Raw genomic sequence first — 21,081 nt, 5'->3', positions numbered from 1 at the left:
ATTATGGCGAAAAAAAAATCTGTGCATATTGACGAAATTTATTACTCTCAGACGGAAAAAGAAGAAACGATTCTCTTTCTGAATAGTTTTTTATACTACGAAAGCGAACATAAAACTGGTAATGCCTCAACGACTCATTGTTATGTTAAGGAAACTATAAAAATGCTTAATGAGTCTAATGTTCTGAGATGTGATGACAGATTTTTCAAATATTTTAATAGAGATTCAGGTGATGATTGCAAGCGAGATGAGACAAAAGTACCTTCTAAAAGAAGTGCTGTAATTGCTTATTTTAAAGGATTAAACGAACGAATGATCAGCTATTTTGATGTAAATTATAACAGAAACCACAACTTCAAAATTTCGATTGAAGGGTTCTATGTCAAGGTTGGAAGAATTCCAAATATCGTTGAGGTTCTCAGAGACAAAGGACATCAAGAAAAACAGGCATCAAACAAGACAAGGTCTTCAGTAGTATTAGATTATCAAGACATCTTTGATATTTATAAATGGATTAACTTACTTCTTATTTTATTTTTGCCAATTAAGCATACCGTCCGTAGATTTAGTAATATTGAGCTTGTTTCAACATCTTTGGCTTTCCATCTGCTAGGCTATTTATCTGCTAAAAAATTATTTGAGAATGCATTCCAAAAGATATTGTCTTCGTATAATGTAAAAGAACTATTGGCAAGTGCAGGAAAAGATAAAAAGGAACAATTTCAACTGATGACTAATGGCTTGATAGATACTTTAAATATGCTAGTAGATATTAATAATATCTTGACGCTGTTATTAGCTATTATGCTTTCTACATTAATCTTTGTTATTGCTAATAAAATGTATAAATTTTCAAGAGCCACTTATGGTGGTCTTTTTTTTATTTTTTTAAATACATATTCAATAGTTTTATTTGTATTTGGACTTATTTCTTATCAGCTGTTATCACCAAACGGACACTTCAAAGTTCCAATAATGGTATTAAGTACAGCGTATTTTGTTATATATCCTGTTGCTTCTACAAAGTTTCTTCTCAATTTAAAGTTTAGAGAATCTATTGGAGCTTATGTCGTTCTTTTGTTTTTAGTTGGCATTTTTAGATATATTTTAAACATTGTTTTTTAGCTAATACAAAATCTGTAATTATTTAGCAGAAAAAACTGTGGTATTCAGTTGAAAAAAGGTCAAATAGCTTAAAAGATGGTAAAGCAAATAGCATGAGCAAAATGGAATGGACAGGTTTTTTGCAAGTGTTACAATTTTCATATGACAATCAAATATAACAAGCAGATTATACAAGAAAGATCGGCAGAGAGCCTTAGCAAGAGTGTATATGAAAATTGCTATTATTGCTTGACTTATTTGAAGTTAATCAATTCATTCGAGTTACTCCCATGATTCCAAATTTTAATTCTAATTATTTATTGCCAGAAGGTATTCATGAATGCTCTGGACTAGAGTTTATTGATTTCTTTTGTTTTAATGATTACAGAGAAAGCTTTAGAAAGTCGATCGCTGATATTTTTGATTGGGCTACAGAATCAGGTGCCATATTTATTATTTTTGGCGGCTCTTTTGTAACGAAGGCTCATGAACCAAATGATATTGACTGTTTAATTGTTTTTCGTGACGATACAAATTTGCCTCGTAGAAATGAAATGCTAACAATAGATGCGATGAAGATTGATATACAGGTATGTTCTATAAAATACCCTAATGTTATAGATAGTTTTCTTCATTTATTTATGACGAAAGCTTCTGGTGAAAAAGTTGGTGTTATACAGGTCAATCTTACTTCAACAAATAAAACATGGGAAATAAAGCATTATCCTTCTGACATTGAATATGAGATTATTCAACGGGCATATATAGGTAGGCATTTTATAGATCATTATGATTCCAATGGTGTCATTGTAACTATTCATGGTTTGATGACTGATGCCAAATGGAATAATGATCTTGCGCCGCTTATTTCATCTAAAAATTGGATCTTTGCCCCATATAGTTATACTGAAGATAATGGTATTGATTTACTCAGAAATAAAAAGAAAAGAGATAAAGTGGTTGATGAGTTTCGGGAATGGTTGTTTGCTCTTAATGGAATCTATAAAAAACCAATTTCAATAATAGCTCACTCATTTGGTACATATATTATTGCTGCTTATATTAGTGGCTTTAAAGATACTCCTCCAGTGTCACTGAATTGTTTAATATTAACAGGTAGTATCATAACGACAAATTTTGATTGGAATATTTATCGAGGTACACATGTTGCAAGGGTTTTAAATGAAAAATCTCCCAAGGATGAGTATGTTAAATGGATGCCTACAATTGATTGGTTGACAAAAGATGCGCTTTTTGGAACTTCAGGCGTTGATGGGTTTATTCATAAGTCAGAAATTCTTTTAGAAACAGATAATAATATTTTCAAACACAACAATGTGATCAAAAAAGATGTCATAGAAGGATATTGGCTTCCGTATCTTTATTTGAATAAAGATATTTGGTATACTGAATTCATTAAGAATCGTAAAAGAAATAAACAGGATATATAAATGATTTCTGACATCGGTATAATTAAAAGCCTTGTCGAGAATGGCGAAGGCTTGACTGTCGAGTTTAAAGAATCAAGAATAAGTCTGAACAAAGATGTGTATGACACAGTCTGTGCTTTTCTAAATCGCCATGGTGGAACGATACTTCTTGGCGTGGATGATAATAAGAATATTGTCGGCGTTGACAAGGATTGTGTCCAGGCAATCAAAGAAACTTTTGTTACTACAGTTAATAATCCCCAGAAGATAAATCCTCCAACATACCTTTCGGTTGATCCGGTTGAAATTGACGGCAAAACTGTACTTCACATATATGTTCCGGAAAGTTCTCAGGTACACAGGTGCGGAGCAAAAATATTTGACCGTAACGAAGATGGTGATCTGGACATTACAAACAATACTGACATGGTTTCCAGACTTTATCAACGTAAGCAGTCGTCTTATAGCGAAAACAAAATATTTCCATATACGGGGCTTGAGGATATTGAACTCAGCTTACTGGCAAAATGCCGTAAAACAGCTACTATCCGAAGAGGTGATCATCCTTGGAAAGATATGGACGATATGGATCTTCTGCAAAGTGCACAGTTATACCAGATCGACAGAGAGACAGGAAAAAGCGGGCTGACTCTTGCTGGGATATTATTGCTCGGAAAACATGCTTCTGTCTTGTCTGCCGTGCCGCATCACCGCACAGACCTGATACTCCGAAAAGTAAACTTAGACAGATACGATGACAGAGACCTTGTTGAAGTAAATCTTGTAGAAAGCTATGACAGGATTCTGGCTTTTATCGCAAAGCATCTCCCCGATCCGTTTTATCTCGAAGGTACAACAAACATCAGTCTCAGGGATACTATATTTCGAGAGGTGGCTTCAAACATTCTGATTCACAGGGAATATATGAATGCGTTTCCGGCAAAGTTGATCATTGAGAAAGGGCTGGTTCGCACCGAGAACAGCAACAGACCACATGGAATGGGCATAATCAATCCTGCATCTTTTACTCCTTATCCGAAAAATCCAGTTATCGCACGGTTCTTCAGGCAGATTGGTTTGGCTGATGAGCTTGGTTCCGGTGTTCGCAACCTTATGAAATATGGCAAAGCTTACGGCGGTGAGAATCCTGAGCTTATAGAAGGAGATATTTTCAAGATAATTATCAAAGTGCCTGAGTTTGGCGGTGGCAAAGATTCTGGAGATAGTGCCGGACAAGGCACTAAGCTGGCACTAAGTCGGCACCAAGTTAAAATATTAGAAATGTGTTTAACTGAAAGTAGTATATCAGATTTAATGTCTATTGAAGGTAGATCTGACAGAACTAAGTTTAGGAACCAAGTGCTTAAGCCTCTTATTACAGCAGGTCTACTTGAAATGACTGAACCGGATAAGCCAACAAGTAGTAAACAGAAGTATCGTGCCACAGAGAAAGGAAAGGAACGATTAACCACTTATAGATACTAGTAATTTTGTAAGTCTAATCCTAAATTGCATATGGCAAAGATATTTGGAGCTTACCATGAGTAATGATATAAATCATGATAAATACTATGCAAGAGTTTCTTATGAAAGATTAATATTACAAGCTCCACACGTGCCTTTTAATGGTCTTTGGGTAAAAGATAATCAATATTTTGCAGTATGCCCTTATCTCAACGAAAAAGAATACAATGTAAATGACAAAAAACTAACTGAATGGTTTGATAATGAATGCCGAATGGCATCATCTCCAATCTCGATCGTGCAAAAAGCACCGGATGATTCTCTGAGGGTTGAAGAGAGAAGCGTTACTGATTTAGCCTGCCTTAGAGGAGATCCTCTGACATTAGATGAGTTTATGAGAGAACTTATAGTTAATTTGCCAAAAAAGTTTCCAGAATTTAAGTTTGAGGTAAATGGACATAAACTTTCTGTTATTTTCAAAGAATCCTTAACACTAGAAGAGACTTGTGTTCTTGAAGAAACATGTAAAATGATAAACGAATCTCTTGATGTTATTATTAAAACAGACAATTTTACATCATCCTTAAATGATACCAATACAAAAACTTATAAAATTGATAACCCTATGATTCTGAAAACAAGTCGAGAACTTGGATGTCAGTGCAATAGTTTAATTAAAGAATATTATGAACAAGATGAAGATTTTTGGGCTGAAAATAGAAACAGTGTTTTTACAAAAAATGACCCGCAATCCTTTATCGATAAAAGCTATGCAATGGATGGGTCTGCATGTTTGATCGATGCAACATTTTTGCCACCTGATAATATGCGAACATATCTCACGTTATACAGAAGGCTAATAATTGTGATGCCTCTGGCAGAGAACCTGAGTGGATTTGTAAAAGCTTTAAATATTAATGAAAAAGAGCTTATTGAGTTGACTATAAGAGGAAGAGTACAATTTATACTGCCTCAGTCAATTGAAAGATATAATCAAGGATTTATTCTCCAATTAATGGAGGCATCACCCAGATCTTTAATTTTTACAAGAAGATTGGCTGCAATAACCATAAATGAGATGAAAAAAAAGATGCCGTTTATGTTTCCGACTATGGGCATAATTGAAAGGCGGAAGCTCTTAGAAGTATTAGTATCAATTTATGATGTATCTCCAAATCTTTTATTACAATCAATGATAAAAGTAATGGGGTTACAATTAAGTTTTTATGAATATGTAATAAATACGAGAGGCTCTATGGGGTTATTGTTGAATAATTTTGGTTCAATATTAGCTTATTATTACAATATGGCATATGGGATTGATAGAAACGATGAATTTGCTCTTGCGTGTGCTTCACTTGATATTGCGATTGGCTTAAAGGCTACAATCATTCCTGCATGTGATGAAGGATATTCTTCGTTTGATGCAACACAACTTTGTGCAAGTTGCTACACTGGAATAGAAGTTTTACCTAATAATGTTAATATAAAAAATCTCCAGTTACTTACCAATGGTCTATTTTGTATTGATAATGATGCTCCAGTATTAGAAGTTGACAGTTGTTTTTCACACAGAGATATTGATAGAGTTTCTAAAATTATTAAAGCAGTGAATTATAATGAAGTCCAATTCCATATTGATGAGATTAACAAAGAAGTGACAAAATTTGAGAAAGACAAAAAGCGGTTAAAACAATGGGATATTCTAGGGTTGCTCACGATTGCTGGCGGACTGGTAAATTTAAACAATCCAGAATCAACTATAATACCTATTTTTGCTTGGTTCTCGAATAGGTTATTAGAAAATGATAATATTGATAATGGTATATTGGATTGGGCTAAGGCTACAAACTCTTTTGTATCAAAAGAAGCTATTCTGGTAAGTCGTATTAGAAAGAATATTAAAAACATCTAATAGCAATCTGTTTAAGAAAAATAAAATCAGATATTGGAAACTTTCCGTTTTCAAAAAGAACGCATAGTTAGAAAAAACGTTAGAAATCTGCATAGTAGAAAAGCCCCAACTATTGCTGAGGCTTTCTAACTTATTGGTACTAAAATGCCTAGGACGGGAATCGAACCCGTACAGCCTTGCGACCGAGGGATTTTAAATCCCTTGCGTCTACCAGTTCCGCCACCCAGGCAAATCTATTCAGTTGTATAAAAACAATCCAGTTCTCTTGTTCCCCTCTTTGTCAAAGAGGGGCTAGGGGAGATTTACATTCGTCTTTAATCGAATCTATCCGAAAAAACTCAATTATGCCCATTAAGTACAGCGGTTTATATCAGCTTTACGGCTTAACGTCAAATAAATATCACCGATTTGTCGGTTTTTTCGGTTGCGATGCCCACCACAGAGGCATCCGGATAGCCCACGGAGCTCAGAACACGAACCATCGCCTCCGCCTCTTTCTCCGCCACGCCTATGAGCAGTCCGCCGGAAGTCTGCGGGTCGAAGAACAGCATATGGGAGTTGTCAGCCGCCGCAGAATAACCGCAGAAAGGCTTTACGAATTCCTCGTTTGCGTATGCCCCGCCGGGGATTATGAACTGCGATGCGTAATCCTTTGCGCCGTCCTGAAACGCAAAACATTTTGAATCGAAGTTTATAGTAACGCCCGAACCTTTTGCCATCTCGTATCCGTGGCCAGCCATTCCGAAGCCCGTTATGTCCGTGCATGCGGACACGTCAAACTGACGAAGAACTCCTGATGCGTTCCTGTTCGACAGAAGCATTGTATCGGCTACGGCTTTGATATGCTCATCGGAGGCTTTGCCCGCTTTCAGTGCGGTGGTGACCAGACCCACGCCGAGTTTTTTCGTATAGATGAGAGCGTCGCCCGCCCTCAGTCCGAAGTTTTTATATATCCTGCCGTCTTCAATTATACCTGTTACGGAGAAGCCCAGCTTTATCTCTTTGTCGGCAACAGTGTGTCCGCCGCAAAGTGCCGCCCCGGCCGCCGCACACTCATCCGCCGCACCCTGAAGCATGGCTTTTATGGAGTCTGCCTCCAGAGAACAGTTGAGAAGAAAAACACTGAGAGCCGTGAGCGGTCTGCCGCCCATTGCATAAACGTCGCTTAATGAGTTGAGAGCCGAAACACGGCCGAAAAGGTATGGATCGTCCAGAACGGGCGTAATGAAATCAACGGTCTGCACCAGATATGAACCGTTTCCGAGATCGAACACAGCGGCATCATCACCCGTTTCAAAACCCACAAGGAGGTTTGAAGGGCGGAAGAGTTTCAGATCGGAAAGTATTGCCGCCAGGTCGCCCGGACCCGTCTTGGCTGCTCAGCCGGCAGCTTTGGCGTATTCGGTCAGACGTTTTACGTCCATCGTTTCCTCCGTGGTCTAAACAAAAAAGGCACGCAGGCCGTAAAGCCAGCGTGCCTTTAACATCGTCAGGTAAATGTTATTTATGAAGCTCTTTGCAGGCCTGATAAATATATTTGAACAGCTCGGGAGTGTCCGCTTCGTCAAGGCATGAGAACGCAAGGCGCAGGTCTGTGCTGCTTGCGGAGATGGTTCCGATGCCGTACTGGTTCAGCAGGTAAATGCGGAGTTCCTCTGCGTCAACGTTCTTCAGCTTAAGGCACATAAAGTAGCCTGAGTTGAAGGGATAGGGGACAAATTCATCAGAGAAGTTATTGTCGGCCAGAACTTTTTTGAAGCTCAGTGCACGGCCTTTCATTATTTTGACCTTCTCTGCACGCTGTTCGTCGAACTTGGGATCGTTCAGCGCCTTCAGCACGATGGACTGAGAGGGGTGCGGGCAGTTAGAGATGGTTCCTCTGATAAGTCCGGTGAGTTTTTTCTCCAGAGCGGCCATCATGCCGGACTGGTCGCCGCCTGCGGTTGCGCCGAAGGTTACGAAGCCCACACGGAAACCCCATACGAAGTGTTCTTTCGTTGCGCCGTCCAGTTTAACGGGGAGCAGGTTTTTGCTGCGGCCCACAAGAAGGCTGAACACTGATTCGGGGTAAACATCGTCCTCATAGAACAGGCCGAAGTATGCGTCATCGGTGATAACAACAACTTTTGAGCCCGCTTCAGCTATTTCCACAAGTCCGTCGGCGATGGCGTGTGCCTCGCTGACAGTGGGTGCGTAGCCTGAGGGGTTGTTGGGGAAGTTGAGGATAACCACAACTTTGCCCTTGATGCGTGCTGTCTCTCTGCATTTTTCAAGCATAGCCTCAACGTTGAAGCCGCCTTTATCGTTGAATGTTGCGAAAGTTGCTATTTCAGCTCCGCCGATGGTGACGAAGGTGAGACGGTAGTTGCCCCAGAACTTGTCGGGCAGAACGAGGGTGTCGCCCCTCTCAAGGAACATATCACCCATCAGCTTAAGACCGTGTGTCAGCGCATTTGTGACAACGGGGTTGCTTATCTGCTTTCCGGCCAGAGTGGGGTTGTCCTTAAGTATCTTTTCCGCCCATCTTTTTCTCAGTTCGGGCTTGCCGGACGAAGGGGCATAGGTGAAAAGATCGGGAGCGGACATATCGTTGAAATATTTGTAAACGCTGTCCAGATACATGGGGCCTTTTTTGTCCGTAGCGATACCGATCGTCACGTTGAACTTGTGGGCTTTCTCCTTTGCTTCTGCGGACTGCGTGATGATACCTTTGGGCATGAAAAGGTTTTTGCCCAGATCGGAGAGCATCTCCAATACTATGGGGCTGTCTTTTGCAATTTGTTCATTAAGCTCTTTGGCTAATGGATTCATGATAAATATACCTCCCTTTGGAAAAGGCAAAAGTATCCTATTATACTTACTTGACTTTGTTTTTCAAAGGTAAATGTTATAATAATACTTATAGTGACAAAAAAAGCGGAGGTATTTATGAGCCAGTCTATGCAGAAAGCCCTGAAAACAGCCTATGAGGCCGAAAAAGAAGGCCTTAGGAGCTACCTTAAGTTTGCAAAGGAGACAACTGTTGCCAGCGGAAAGAACATGTTTCTCCAGCTTGCTCTGGACGAAGTTGACCACATGGACATGATCGAAAAGTACATGGACAACCTTCTGGCCGGAAAAAAGTTTGAGCCGGTTAAAGTGCCCAAGGCCAGAATCTCCGAGTTTATGCCCAAAGTTTCCGATGCATCCAGAACGAAAACAGAGAAATCCACCGTCAGCGATGAGACCGCTCTCAAGATAGCTCTGGCTCACGAAGAAAAGGCCTGCGCCTTCTATAAAGAAGAGGCGGAGAAGACTGAAGATGCTGAGCTGAAAGCATTTTTCCTTAAGCTGTCCGAGGTCGAGATGAAACACAGAGACATCATTCAGGCAGAGCTTGACTTCATGGCTCAGGACGGATTCTGGTTTGATGCAATGGAATTTTCCCTCGAAAAATAATTTGAAAAAATCTTCTGATAAGTAGTTGACAAAGGGGGCGGATATTGATATATTCTCCCCCTGTTGAAGATAATCCCTGATAGCTCAATCGGCAGAGCAATTGACTGTTAATCAATAGGTTACTGGTTCAAGTCCAGTTCAGGGAGTTTAAGAAGGCCTTCTTAACGAAGGCCTTTTTTGTTGTTCATTTTTAATCGATTTTCTCAGAAATTTTTTATGTCAGCACTATGTGAGCATGGGATTCATTGTTCGGGTTAATGCGAACGCAATGCTAGAAAACACATCAATTGACATTTCCTGAAGAGCGGGCTACTGCACAATGTTATAACTTAGTCTGCTTGTCCGACACTGACATCGTTTAAACGGGCGTATTCAGGAGCATTACCATATAGTTCAGAATTATCCTGTTTTTTAACATTATCAGCACGACCATTGTAAACCAGAGTGATGCTTCCGCTGCCGTCTTTCATGGTCAGGGTTTTAACTCTTGTGCCGCCTTCGTTTCGTGATTCGGTGATATCATATTCATCCACTGATATACCATTGAGGTCAATCACAGTGTCATCCGTTACGCCTTCAACTATGTCGTTTCCGTCGCCTTTGCTGTATTTGATGACATCCTGAACTTTTGCGTCTTTCTCGAAAATTGAGTGGTAGAGTTTTATATAGTCGTCGCCTGTGCCTCCGGAGATAATGCCGGAAGCTGTGATAGTGTCATTTCCCGCCCCGCCGTCTACGATTGTATTAGTTGAGGCATTAACGGTTATAATATCATCACCATCTCCACCATCTATGATTGCATTGGCAGAATGTTCAACATTTATGACATCATTTCCCTGATCTCCATTCAATACGATTTTGTTTGAATTGAGAATACTTATTGAGTCATCTCCCATGCCACTGTTTACAACGACTCCGCTTGACTCATGAATTTCTGTATAGTCGCTTCCTGTTCCACTGTTTAAAACAACATCGCTTGAAGAGCTTATTGTTTCAATATCATTACCTGCTCCGCTGTTGATTACAGCGTCACTTGTTTTCACAAAAAAGATTCGATCATCCCCATTACCTGCATTAGCGATAACATTATTGGAATTCAAAACCCCTATACCATCGTTGCTTCCACCGCTGTTGATGATCACATTTTTTGATCCAGACACAGATAAGCGATCACTATTGTCTCCGGTGCTGGAAATAACATTATCACTGCTGAAAATATCAATATCTCTGCTGCCTTTTGTTACATTTAGAACAATATTTTTGCTGTGAGAAATCGATATACTCTGTTCATTACCTTCATAGTAAACAATTTCTGCATCACGTATTGAGGCATGAGTACCGTCATGACTGATACTGAGCCATTCGCCCTGCTTACTGAATTCATCAGAAATTTTTGCAGCCTGAGTTAATGTATCAGAAGTGAGCACCTTGTTTTCCACGTTATCGAACACACCGCGGACAGCATTCATGAAACTGCTTTCGCTTGCGAAGGAGTCGAATATGTTTTTCTGTATGTTGCCGAACATGTTGTAGATGTTTGAAGTATTGGTGATTGATGGGGTATATTTGTCTGTGGTCGGTGTTGCAGGCGTTCTCTCAGATGTCGTCTGCTGTATGTTAAAAAAGCTGTAGTTCTGGCTGTTGTCCAATCCTGAGATTATCACGATTCTCTCATGAGGTTGGCATCTTTAAATATAATCTGAGATGGAAGAAAGCTGATTGATTCTTTAGTTGGTGTCCAGCCCATTTGTTTGCCGACTGCCACGGCGTTTGCGTGCATTTCTGCGAGATGTTTATCTGATGCAAACGTCATACTACCGCTTCCGTCTTTCATGGTTATTTTCATTTCCTCAAGTCCGGTATCCTCATTGATGTACTGTGATATCTCAACATCATTGATTGACAGCGTATTCATGTCTACAATAGTATCTTCCCCTCGAGTATTGATAATATCGTTACCATCGCCTTTTTGGTAATGAATTGTACTTGCAGTATTATCAAAAGATGAGCGTAATGTAATATAGTCGTTTCCGGTTCCTCCGGAAATGATACCACTTGCATCTATTGTATCATCCCCTTCATCACCGCTAATAATTCCACTTCCAGTAATTACATCATCGCCGTCTCCACCGCTTATGAGACCTGATGCAGATATTTCATCATTACCATTTCCGCCATCCACAATTACTGATGTGTTTGAGCGTATGAAATCATCCCCATCGCCGCCGTTGAGTATTATCGATCCAGAGCCTGACTTTATTATTATTGTATCATTCCCTTTGCCGGCATCCACAATGGTGGAAGATTGATCCCGCCAACTGTTTTCGATTTCTACAGTATCATCCCCGTCCCCTGCAGAAATGTTGACATTTGATGAATATGCAATTTCAATTTTGTCATTACCACCTCCGGCAGAAATATTGACATTCGATGAATTAAATATTTCAATTTGATCATTACCGTCTCCGGCAGAAGCATTGACATCTGATGAGTGCACTACTCCAATTTTGTCATTTCCGGATCCGCTGTTTATTTTAGCATTTGCTGTTAATGCTGCTTTAATGCTGTCATCCCCGTTCCCGCTTTCAATATATGCGTTTTCTGAGGATTCAATGTAAATCTTGTCGTTTCCGCCACCGCTGTCTATTATTGCAGAGCTGGTGTACCACATATTATATGTGTCGTTCCCGTTCCCACTGACGGAAACAACTCTTCGGCTTCCATAAATCGCTGTCTTATTATTTCCTTCCCCAGCATCATAAACAACGTTTTCGCTTCCTACGATACTGACGTTACCGCTGCCATTTCCATCGTTGTAATAAGCATTTTTGGCACCTGAAATAAGTGTCCTTCCATCTTCAGTTTTCAAAAGCCATGAACCTTCTTTCTGAAATTCTTCTGATTCTGCTGCGGCCTCAACTATATCTCTGGTTGTTAAAGCTGTATTCTCCAAGTTGTCGAGCACGACCCGGATTGTATCCATGAAGCTGCTTGCACCTGCTAAGGAATTGAATGTGTTTTTATGTAGGTTGCCGAACATGTTGTAGTTGTTTGAAGTATTGGTGGTTGAAGGTGTATATTTGTCTGTAGCTGATGTTGCAGGCGTTCTTTCAGAGGTCGTCTGCTGTATGTTAAGAAAGCTGTAGTTCTGGCTGTTGCCTGCGCCTGAAATTATCATGCAGCACCTAAATTAAGAACGTATGTGAAATAAATATCGTCTATATGTGGATTTTCTTAACATAAATCACAGGGGATAATGTGGGAAAGGGTGAGCTTTCCAGTTAATTAAACAAAATGCGTATTTTCTGTTTGCGCTCGCTTTATAATATTCTTCTCCCCTGCAAAAACCACACTTTATGCCGTTCTCAACCAAATTTATGCTATGATTTTATGATATGTGTGAAGGAGATGTTTATGCCAGTGGAACCGTCTGCAATCGGAAGACTGGACAAGCAGGATCTTGTGAAATGTCTGGACGTCATAAACAGGTGCCTCAAGATAGCCACCGAAGAGGAATATCACAGGGTCATCATGGATTTTGCCTCGTGGATGGGTTTCAGATACGTTCTGTATGCCTACACGAACGCAACCTATGCCAACGGATACAAGATTGATATCGTTAATCTTTCAAATCCTGAAGAGTGGATGGATGAATACCGCAGGGAGAACTTCCTGCTGTGCGACCCTGTCAGGATAGAGATGGAAAAAAGGCTGGCGATGAACGCTAATCTGTCATTTATATTATGGGACAGCTATGACAGAGCCTTAAGCGACAGGGAGAAGTATCTCGTAAGGCGGCGCAAACATTACGGCCTTGAGTACGGCTGTTCTGTTTATGACGATTCGGAGAACCGGGATTTCGCATTTCTTGTTTCGTTTGCCGACAAAAAGAAAAAACCTGATGCCCGCACCGAGATGATGTGCAGGATGGTTGTTTCCCATATGATGATATGCAGGAAAAAGCTGGATATGCTGACTCTTTTCAACGGCATGACGGCGAAGGAGAAGGCGGTTTCCGAGTGGCTGGTTAAGGGGAAGACAAACTGGGAGATTGCTCATATAATGGGTATCAGCGAAAATACTGTAAAATTTCATCTTAAGAATATATTTGTGAAACTCAGTGTATCCAACAGACAGCAGGCGGTCACCGCCCTTATGATTGCGAAGTACCTCAGCGTTTAGGAGGAGAGATGTTAAAGTTAAAACTTACCGCAGTTCTGGCACTTGCCATGTTTCTGGCTGCCTGCGGAGGAGGCGGGGGAGATTCGTCCTCTTCCGGCAGTAAGGTTTTCAATATAGATTACTATCCGGCAGAATGTTCCGAGGCGGCGCAGACCGAGTTTGTTTATAAAGCGATGCACGATGTTTACTACTGGGCGGATACCTCTCCGGTTCTGGACTACAAAGCATACGACTCCCAGTATGACCTTATCTATGCCATGCGCAACAGCAAGGACGTTTTCAGCACCATCTACACCAAGCAGTTTATAAATGATTACTATTCAGGTTCAAACATAGGCCTTGGGCTGAATACAATAACCGACGGCACAGGACTTTACATAAGAATGGTCTACCCCGACTCGCCTGCGGATCTGGCCGGACTTGAAAGAGGAAACAGAATTATGAGTGTGAACGGATATTCCGCAGAGCAGATGCTGGCCAGCAGTGCAGTGTCCGATGCGGCTTTCGGTCCCTCAACGGCAGGATATTCTGTCACCATAGACTATCTGGATAATTCTAACGTCAGTAAGACGGCGGTGGTAAGCAAGGCCGAATATTATGCGGATTCCGCACCCGTCTATGACATCTTCACCAACTCCGGCAATGGCAAAAAGATAGGCTATCTTTTTTATAATTCCTTTAACGAGAATACCTCGGATACAACAGCCGCCATGGAGGCCTTCAGGACGGCGGGGGTGAGTGAACTGGTAATTGACCTGCGGTATAACGGAGGCGGGCTGGTTAAAACAGCGCAATATATCGGCAGTTTCATCGGCGGCAGTGGTCTCAGCGGACTTACAATGCTTAAGATGATATTCAATAACAAGTACTCCGGCATGAACAGCAAGGTCTCTTTTGCCGATCCTGTCTATGCTCTGGATGTCGACAAGGTTGTTTTTCTGGTGACGGGAGCCACAGCTTCGGCCAGCGAACTGGTGATAAACGGACTTAAACCTTTTAAAGACGTATATCTGATAGGCTCGAATACCTATGGCAAGCCTGTGGGTTCCCATTATATAGGCTATTGCGATAAATACCTTTCCGCCGTGACATTTGAAAACAAGAACACGCTGGACGAGGGCGGATATTTCAGCGGCATCTCCGCTGACTGCCGTAAGTATGAAAACGTTGATTCTCTGGGGCAGTTCGGCAGTGAGGATGAAAAATTTTTGGGCGCAGCTCTGAATTATCTCCAGACCGGAGGATGCGTTTCCGAACCTGCATCGATGGCTAAAATTAAGGTGGCCGAAAAGGAGATTCATGCTCCATGGGATGAAAAAATTATAAAATAAGGTTTTTGATGTAATTTTCCTATGTTCAAACGGAATTTTTTGCAGTATGTATTAATTGTAAGTTTTATTACAATTGTTACATACATAAAGGAGTTGCCGAATGAAAGGACAGACATCCAAGATCGAAAGTATTTATCAGCAGGTCATCGACAGAAACCCCGGCGAGACCGAGTTCCACCAGGCGGTGCGTGAGGTTCTTGACAGCCTTGAGCCCGTTATCATGAAATACCCCAAATATGCAGACCACAGGATCATCGAGCGTATCTGCGAACCCGAAAGACAGATCATCTTCCGTGTTCCGTGGACAGACGACAAAGGAAACATACACATCAACAGAGGTTTCCGTGTGGAGTTCAACTCCGCTCTGGGACCCTACAAAGGCGGACTCCGTTTCCACGAATCCGTTTATCTGGGTATCATAAAATTCCTCGGCTTCGAGCAGATATTTAAAAACGCACTTACAGGCATGCCCATCGGCGGCGGAAAGGGCGGTTCCGACTTCAACCCCAAAGGCAGAAGCGATGCTGAAATAATGAGATTCTGCCAGAGCTTTATGACTGAGCTTTACAGACACCTCGGCGAATACACTGACGTTCCCGCAGGCGACATCGGCGTGGGCGGACGTGAGATAGGCTATATGTTCGGCCAGTATAAGAGAATAACAAACCGCTACGAAGCGGGCGTTCTCACTGGCAAAGGCCTTTCATGGGGAGGTTCACTGGTGCGCACAGAGGCAACAGGCTACGGTGCGGTTTACTTCGTGAACGAGATGCTTAAAACCAAAAAGGACAGCTTCGAAGGTAAGACATGCGTTGTTTCCGGTTCGGGCAACGTTGCTATCTACACTGTTGAAAAGATAAACCATCTGGGCGGCAAGGTTGTGGCCATGTCCGACTCCAACGGTTACATATATGACAAAAGAGGCGTAGATCTCAGCCTCGTCAAACAGCTGAAAGAGGTTGAGCGCCGCAGAATTAAAGACTATTGCGATACATACAAGGGCGCAACCTATGTTGAAGGCGGAAACATCTGGGAAGTTCCCTGTCAGGTGGCAATGCCCTCTGCAACTCAGAACGAGCTTGACGAGAAAGATGCTGAAATGCTGGTTAAAAACGGCTGTATAGCTGTCGGTGAGGGTGCGAACATGCCCACAACTCCCGAAGGCACAAAAGTGTTCCTTAACGCCGGCGTTCTTTTCGGACCCGGAAAAGCTGCGAACGCAGGCGGTGTTGCAACATCCGCTCTGGAAATGCAGCAGAACGCAAGCCGTGATTCCTGGACGTTCGAGTACACTGAAAAACGCCTGCACGAGATCATGATCGGAATCCACAAGGCATGCTATGAGCAGTCTGCCGAGTTCGGTCAGCCCGGTAACTATATCCTCGGCGCTAACATTGCATCATTCCGCAAGGTAGCTGATGCGATGATCTCTCAGGGACTTATATAACAAAACAATAAGGGCGGCCGATTGGCCGCCCTTTTTTATAACTTTGAGTGTGCATCTCTCAGCATTCTTTCCGTTGTCTCCCAGTCCACACATTTGTCGGTGACCGACACGCCGTATTTAAGGCATGAGAGGTCCTCCGGAATGTTCTGGTTTCCGGCAAAAAGGTTACTTTCTATCATAACCCCTTTGATATCAGTCTGTCCGGCCTTGACCTGAGCTACGATGCTTTCAAGAACCATCGGCTGCTTTTCGTGATCCTTGTATGAGTTGGCATGGCTACAGTCAACCATGATGGCTGACGGCAGTTTCTCCTTTTTCAGAAGCTCCACTGTCTCTTCAATATTCTCTTTGTAATAGTTGGGCGAGTTGTTGCCGCCTCTGAGAACAATGTGGATGTCGGGGTTGCCTGCAGTCTGAACTATGGCGGTTACGCCGTCGTTGTTTATTCCAAGGAAGCTGTGGGGTCTGCATGAAGAAGCCATCGCATCGGTAGCTATTTTCAGTCCGCCGTCCGTTCCGTTCTTAAATCCTACGGGGAAAGACAGGCCGCTTGCCATCTCTCTGTGAGTCTGCGATTCTGTCGTTCTTGCGCCTATGGCTCCCCAGCTGATCATATCTGAAAGATAGTGGGGTGTGATGGGGTCGAGCATTTCGCATGCGATGGGGAGCTGTTTCTCCGTGATGGTGCATAGCAGGTTTCTCGCAATGCCCAAGCCTTTGGATATCATGTGCGTGCCGTTCAGGTCGGGGTCGTTTATAAGGCCTTTCCAGCCCACGGTGGTTCTGGGCTTTTCAAAGTAAACACGCATTATGATGAAGAGTTTGTCCGAAAGCTCGTCCGAGAGTTTTTTAAGTCTGTCCGCATATTCCAGAGCGGCCTTTGTGTCGTGGATGGAGCAGGGGCCGACAACAACCATAAGCCTGCTGTCTCTTCCGTGCAGAATATTCCGTATGGTCTCTCTGGATTCCTTAACAAACGCTGCGCCCTTCACCGGGAGCGGAAAAACCTGTTTCAGGTTGTTCGGCGATATGAGCGGTGTGAGCGCAAGAACATTTAAGTTATAAGTCTTAACCATTGTCTATCCTCTATGCTATTTATTTCGCTTAGTAACTTTTAATAATATATAATGTAACTTTATTTAGCAGATTAATCAAAAGTTTTTTGATCCTCTGTCCGTATTTTTTTGTCAGATAGTGCTATGCAACATAAACTAATATATACCCGTGCGGAGTGGAAGGAAGCGATATTTTGCGGTGCACGGATTTAATATTGATTCACGGATATAAAAAGGCGGAAAATTATTTTTAATATCCTATTAAATAGTGTATACTCTTTTAATAAGCAGGTATTGAATGGATAATTATTTATTTAAAAACAGGTCCGGATTGCATTTCTTTCTGTTGTCGGCAGGTTTTGCCTGTGCGTATATTTTTCTGGATTATCTCTCCGACACAAAATTCGCTCATAACGATTTTGCGAGGGAGTTTTCCGAAAGGTCTCTTGCGTCTGTGCTTTTTTTGTTTTTCGCCTTTGTCGTATGGCGAACCATGAAGCGGATGAAGAGTGTCGAGGAAAAGGCGCTGGAGCATGACAGAAAATATAAGACCTATATCAGCAACTCGCCCGACCCCATAATTGTCTGCGACAGAACCGGAAAAATAGTTGAGTCGAACCCCGCCATGGAATCCATCTCCGGATATACCTCCGATGAACTTCATAAGATGCTTATTCAGAACATGTGGAGCAAGGACAGCGTTAAAGAGGGCTACTCCGCTCTGGCAAAAATGCTGACAGCTGATGCGCTGGACGTTACACTTAAATTCCTTAAGAAATGCGGTGCGGAATATTATCTTTCCTGCCATGCGGTGAGGGTTGCGGAGGACAGGTTTCTGGTCATGTGCAGGGATATGACCTCATACGTTCTTATGGACAACCACATCCGCCACATCCACAACGAACTGAAAGAGAAGGTTGAAGAGGAGCTGAAAAAACGTCACAGGCAGGAGCATCTTATAGAGAATCAGAAAAAAGTTGCGGACATGAGCAAGCTTTTAAGCGCAATTGCCCACCAGTGGCGTCAGCCGCTGAACATTCTTGCTCTGTACAACATCGACCTGCAGGATTCATACGCCGCAGGAGAGCTGAACGATAAATATATTGAAGACTACAACCGTGTTGTCTCATCCACAATAGAGAACATGTCCGGCATAATAGACGATTTCCGGCTTTTCTTTGCTCCGGACAGCCCAGGCAAAGAGTTCAACATAGTCTCCGAGCTTACCGACGTTATGAACATTCTCCATGCGCAGATAAATTATCTTGGAATAGACACTCGTTTTTTATGCAAATGCAGCAAAAGAGACCAGATGTGTTCGAGTGTTCTTGCCTGTCCTGACTGTTCCTACAGGGATGTTTATGTCAAAGGCGAGCAGGACAGGTTCCGCCACGTTATTCTTAATCTGATATACAACTGCATCGATTCCATAAACGAAAAGGCTGTGGGTACTCCCAGATACAGAGGAAAAATATCCGTTACAGCGGCCAGAAGCGACGGAAGCATAAAGGTTGTTGTTGCCGATAACGGAACGGGCATAAAAGGGGATATCATGGACAAGGTTTTCGAGCCTTACTTTACAACGAAGGAAGAGGGCAAGGGAGCCGGAATAGGGCTGTTCATGGCCAGAGCAGTCATAAAAGAGCATATGCACGGGGATATTGAGCTTAGAAACACTGCCGAGGGCGCATCAGCTGAGCTGAACCTGCCTGTTTTCAGTACGACTATTCAATGACCTTTACGATGTGAACCGTGTTTCCGGTGTCGCTGTAGAAAAGACCGTCCACCAGATTGTCGGTTATGAATATACCACGCCCGTTGTACTCTTTCGTTTCAATGCGGAAGAGGTTCCCGTCAAAACTGTTGAACTTGAATATCTCCGGCACGTTGAAACCCGTGCCCGTATCGCTTATCTCCACCGTAAGCAGTCTGTTGCCGCTGGCTTTATTCACCGAAATGTGCGAAAGGATGCTTATCTCCTTATTGTAATAGTCGGAGGTCTCTTCTGTGCGCTGCTCGATGAACTCATCATAAATTCCGCTTCTGATAAGCTCCTGTTTCTGCCTGAAACTGATGCCGAGGCTTCCGTGTTCCAGAGCGTTCATGAGCATCTCGTTCACTGCGAACTCAAATGTGGATATTTCTGAATGGTCAATCTGCTGAGCCTCCATAAACGCACTGATTTTTTCTGCGGCCAGACTCAGCTGGCTTGTGCTGGATCTGACTCTGAAACTTTCGGATGCTGTTATTTCCGAAGGCTCGCTGCTTATGAAATAGAAGGTGATGTCATCCTCGTTGTGAGTGACATCTGAGTTAACCATTTTCAGGAGGTGTTTTTTTGTAGCGGCTTTGCGGAAGGCTTCCGGCAGACGTTCGTTGTAGAGCGATCCGTCACGGGTGAAAGATTCGGTGAGTCCGTCGGAATATATCAGCAGCTTGTCCACGTCTTTAAGGCTGAAATCCGTTACCTCCTTAACCGCCATGAACCGCATTATGGGCATGTTCGGCGTGCGGAGTTTCTGCACGGTGCCGTCCTTCATACAGGCCAGAATGGGCGGCATGCCGAAACTGGAAACGGAGATAGTGTCGGTGTTGGTGTCTATCATGGCAAAGACTGCGCACAGGGCTTCGTCCTCCATCAGTCTGTCACGGATGTAGTGGAGAAACGAACTGAGCATTTTAGACATCTCAAAGTCATTCTTGATTATGGAGAGTTCGACTGCGTGGTTTATGAATGAACTGGACTGAAGAGCGGTCACCGATGCGGACAGCCCTTTGCCCATTGCGTCTATTATGTATAAAAAGTAGCGGCCGTCCTTCAGGTTCATGTTTCCGTAGATATCGCCGCTCATGATATCCAGCGGCTTGAAATAGGTCTCGAAAAAGAACCTGCTGCCTTTGGTTCCGGAAACTTCATCCTTTATCACCAGCATCTGCTTTCTGAATGCCGCAGTCTGCTGGGTGGAGTGATACCGCTCCTGATATTTCAAAAGCTCCAGTTCCTTTTGCCTGTTTATGGAGCTTGCTGAGACGGGGTAGAAGATGAGAATGCTGCCTGTGGTGTCTTCGTTGTCACGGGTCACGGTGAGCGTTGAAGACAGGATAAGTTCCCTGCCTTTGCAGGTGGTGTGGGGCTGTTCGTCGCACCTTTCGTTGCAGTTTGAGTAGGGGTGCATCAGAAATATTTCGTTCAGTGTTCTGCTGTTCAGGTCTGCGGAGGTCAATTCAAGAATGGCTTTTGCGGCGTTGTTTGCAAAAGAGACCTTTCCGGCGGCATCGAACACTATTATGCCGTGCTCCACACACTCCGCCAGTTCCTTCATCCGTCCCACCGCCCTGTGCATAAGCGAAGCGTATTTACTGCTTTTGGCCTTTATCAGCTGTTTGATTCCGCTGTGCATTGAGCTGTCGGTGAAAAAATTGTTTATGCCCGCTTCGGCGAACCGCCGCAGGTCGGAACTGCCGGAAAGATATACGGCTGTTTTTGGTGCATCGGGGGAGAGGTTGAGATTTTTTATATAGGCCAGACATTCATCGTCGGTACCTTCAGCATCGAATACCACCGCATCGACATCGCCTGCCTTAAGCCTGTTTATGAGCTTTTGCGTTCCGCTTATCTGCTCATATTCGGCAACCATGCGGCAGAAGGGGTCGGATATATCACAAAAGTTGACCTTTGAATTGTATATAACGATTCTGTTCATGGCTACTGTAT

14 protein-coding genes, 2 tRNA genes and 1 pseudogene are annotated in these 21,081 nt (G+C 42.9%); 10 read left to right on the top strand and 7 right to left on the bottom strand.

Annotated features, from left to right (window positions below):
• The first annotated feature begins 3 nt into the window (after positions 1–3).
• From C8D98_RS00180 to C8D98_RS00165, 4 genes are all read left to right on the top strand, one after another.
• On the top strand, positions 4–1,125 hold the full coding sequence (locus tag C8D98_RS00180; RefSeq protein ID WP_132870921.1) for a hypothetical protein: 1,122 nt from the start codon (positions 4–6) through the stop codon (positions 1,123–1,125).
• Positions 1,126–1,394: 269 nt separating this feature from the next.
• Positions 1,395–2,555, top strand: coding sequence for a DUF6932 family protein (locus C8D98_RS00175; protein ID WP_165871128.1), 1,161 nt, complete (start codon positions 1,395–1,397; stop codon positions 2,553–2,555).
• On the top strand, positions 2,556–4,019 hold the full coding sequence (locus C8D98_RS00170) for an RNA/DNA-binding domain-containing protein (protein ID WP_132870917.1): 1,464 nt from the start codon (positions 2,556–2,558) through the stop codon (positions 4,017–4,019).
• Positions 4,020–4,074: 55 nt separating this feature from the next.
• The gene (locus C8D98_RS00165) at positions 4,075–5,913 is read left to right on the top strand and encodes a hypothetical protein (protein ID WP_132870915.1); all 1,839 of its coding nucleotides are present in this window, start codon (positions 4,075–4,077) and stop codon (positions 5,911–5,913) included.
• 145 nt (positions 5,914–6,058) lie between these two features.
• Here C8D98_RS00165 and C8D98_RS00160 read toward each other — a convergent pair.
• From C8D98_RS00160 to C8D98_RS00150, 3 genes and pseudogenes are all read right to left on the bottom strand, one after another.
• Positions 6,059–6,142, bottom strand: a tRNA-Leu gene (locus tag C8D98_RS00160).
• Between the two features lie 160 nt (positions 6,143–6,302).
• Positions 6,303–7,280: pseudogene (gene selD / locus C8D98_RS00155) on the bottom strand (selenide, water dikinase SelD); the annotation flags it as partial.
• 133 nt (positions 7,281–7,413) lie between these two features.
• On the bottom strand, positions 7,414–8,724 hold the full coding sequence (locus C8D98_RS00150; protein WP_132870911.1) for an aminotransferase class I/II-fold pyridoxal phosphate-dependent enzyme: 1,311 nt from the start codon (positions 8,722–8,724) through the stop codon (positions 7,414–7,416).
• A 117-nt stretch (positions 8,725–8,841) separates the two neighbouring features.
• Here C8D98_RS00150 and C8D98_RS00145 point away from each other — a divergent pair, with 117 nt between their 5' ends.
• Both C8D98_RS00145 and C8D98_RS00140 read left to right on the top strand, forming a co-directional pair.
• Positions 8,842–9,351: a ferritin family protein gene (locus tag C8D98_RS00145; protein WP_132870909.1), complete on the top strand. Its 510-nt coding sequence runs from the start codon at positions 8,842–8,844 to the stop codon at positions 9,349–9,351.
• A 73-nt stretch (positions 9,352–9,424) separates the two neighbouring features.
• Positions 9,425–9,497, top strand: a tRNA-Asn gene (locus C8D98_RS00140).
• Between the two features lie 183 nt (positions 9,498–9,680).
• Here C8D98_RS00140 and C8D98_RS00135 read toward each other — a convergent pair.
• Positions 9,681–11,015, bottom strand: a complete 1,335-nt coding sequence (locus C8D98_RS00135) for a hypothetical protein (RefSeq protein ID WP_165871127.1) — start codon at positions 11,013–11,015, stop codon at positions 9,681–9,683.
• Positions 11,012–12,529 carry a calcium-binding protein gene (locus tag C8D98_RS00130; protein WP_132870905.1) on the bottom strand — a complete coding sequence of 506 codons (1,518 nt, stop codon included), beginning with the start codon at positions 12,527–12,529 and terminating at the stop codon, positions 11,012–11,014. Before C8D98_RS00130 ends, C8D98_RS00135 begins: the two co-directional genes overlap by 4 nt.
• Before the next feature lie 236 nt (positions 12,530–12,765).
• Between C8D98_RS00130 and C8D98_RS00125 the strand changes: the two genes are divergently transcribed.
• The 3 genes from C8D98_RS00125 (at position 12,766) to gdhA (ending at position 16,311) form a co-directional block, all read left to right on the top strand.
• The gene (locus C8D98_RS00125; protein WP_165871126.1) at positions 12,766–13,533 is read left to right on the top strand and encodes a helix-turn-helix transcriptional regulator; all 768 of its coding nucleotides are present in this window, start codon (positions 12,766–12,768) and stop codon (positions 13,531–13,533) included.
• Positions 13,534–13,541: 8 nt separating this feature from the next.
• Positions 13,542–14,864 (top strand): S41 family peptidase, encoded by a 1,323-nt coding sequence (locus C8D98_RS00120; protein ID WP_132870901.1) that lies wholly within the window; start codon positions 13,542–13,544, stop codon positions 14,862–14,864.
• A gap of 100 nt (positions 14,865–14,964) precedes the next feature.
• A complete protein-coding gene (gene gdhA, locus C8D98_RS00115) occupies positions 14,965–16,311 on the top strand; it encodes an NADP-specific glutamate dehydrogenase (protein ID WP_132870899.1) in 1,347 nt (448 codons plus the stop codon).
• Positions 16,312–16,346: 35 nt separating this feature from the next.
• On the opposite strand, the gene C8D98_RS00110 is transcribed toward gdhA, so the two are convergent.
• Positions 16,347–17,387 carry a 3-deoxy-7-phosphoheptulonate synthase gene (locus tag C8D98_RS00110; protein WP_132870897.1) on the bottom strand — a complete coding sequence of 347 codons (1,041 nt, stop codon included), beginning with the start codon at positions 17,385–17,387 and terminating at the stop codon, positions 16,347–16,349.
• Positions 17,388–17,664: 277 nt separating this feature from the next.
• Here C8D98_RS00110 and C8D98_RS00105 point away from each other — a divergent pair, with 277 nt between their 5' ends.
• Positions 17,665–19,101 carry a PAS domain-containing sensor histidine kinase gene (locus C8D98_RS00105; protein ID WP_132870895.1) on the top strand — a complete coding sequence of 479 codons (1,437 nt, stop codon included), beginning with the start codon at positions 17,665–17,667 and terminating at the stop codon, positions 19,099–19,101.
• On the opposite strand, the gene C8D98_RS00100 is transcribed toward C8D98_RS00105, so the two are convergent.
• Positions 19,091–21,070 carry an ATP-binding SpoIIE family protein phosphatase gene (locus C8D98_RS00100; RefSeq protein ID WP_132870893.1) on the bottom strand — a complete coding sequence of 660 codons (1,980 nt, stop codon included), beginning with the start codon at positions 21,068–21,070 and terminating at the stop codon, positions 19,091–19,093. The two genes, C8D98_RS00105 and C8D98_RS00100, sit on opposite strands and share 11 nt — an antisense overlap.
• Between the last annotated feature and the right edge of the window lie 11 nt (positions 21,071–21,081).

Source organism: Seleniivibrio woodruffii, from assembly GCF_004339245.1.
GTDB lineage: Bacteria > Chrysiogenota > Deferribacteres > Deferribacterales > Geovibrionaceae > Seleniivibrio > Seleniivibrio woodruffii.
Note: the sequence above shows the minus strand (reverse complement) of the source record. Positions and strands in the feature narration are given on the sequence as shown.

What these genes read in the sequence shown, in the direction of transcription:
- C8D98_RS00170 (WP_132870917.1), top strand. Translation starts at nt 2,556, where the DNA reads ATGATTTCTGACATCGGTATAATTAAAAGCCTTGTCGAGAATGGCGAA.
- C8D98_RS00145 (WP_132870909.1), top strand. Translation starts at nt 8,842, where the DNA reads ATGAGCCAGTCTATGCAGAAAGCCCTGAAAACAGCCTATGAGGCCGAA.
- C8D98_RS00165 (WP_132870915.1), top strand. Translation starts at nt 4,075, where the DNA reads ATGAGTAATGATATAAATCATGATAAATACTATGCAAGAGTTTCTTAT.
- C8D98_RS00180 (WP_132870921.1), top strand. Translation starts at nt 4, where the DNA reads ATGGCGAAAAAAAAATCTGTGCATATTGACGAAATTTATTACTCTCAG.
- C8D98_RS00130 (WP_132870905.1), bottom strand. Translation starts at nt 12,529, where the DNA reads ATGATAATTTCAGGCGCAGGCAACAGCCAGAACTACAGCTTTCTTAAC.
- C8D98_RS00105 (WP_132870895.1), top strand. Translation starts at nt 17,665, where the DNA reads ATGGATAATTATTTATTTAAAAACAGGTCCGGATTGCATTTCTTTCTG.
- C8D98_RS00150 (WP_132870911.1), bottom strand. Translation starts at nt 8,724, where the DNA reads ATGAATCCATTAGCCAAAGAGCTTAATGAACAAATTGCAAAAGACAGC.
- C8D98_RS00175 (WP_165871128.1), top strand. Translation starts at nt 1,395, where the DNA reads ATGATTCCAAATTTTAATTCTAATTATTTATTGCCAGAAGGTATTCAT.
- C8D98_RS00125 (WP_165871126.1), top strand. Translation starts at nt 12,766, where the DNA reads ATGCCAGTGGAACCGTCTGCAATCGGAAGACTGGACAAGCAGGATCTT.
- C8D98_RS00100 (WP_132870893.1), bottom strand. Translation starts at nt 21,070, where the DNA reads ATGAACAGAATCGTTATATACAATTCAAAGGTCAACTTTTGTGATATA.
- gdhA (WP_132870899.1), top strand. Translation starts at nt 14,965, where the DNA reads ATGAAAGGACAGACATCCAAGATCGAAAGTATTTATCAGCAGGTCATC.
- C8D98_RS00120 (WP_132870901.1), top strand. Translation starts at nt 13,542, where the DNA reads ATGTTAAAGTTAAAACTTACCGCAGTTCTGGCACTTGCCATGTTTCTG.
- C8D98_RS00110 (WP_132870897.1), bottom strand. Translation starts at nt 17,387, where the DNA reads ATGGTTAAGACTTATAACTTAAATGTTCTTGCGCTCACACCGCTCATA.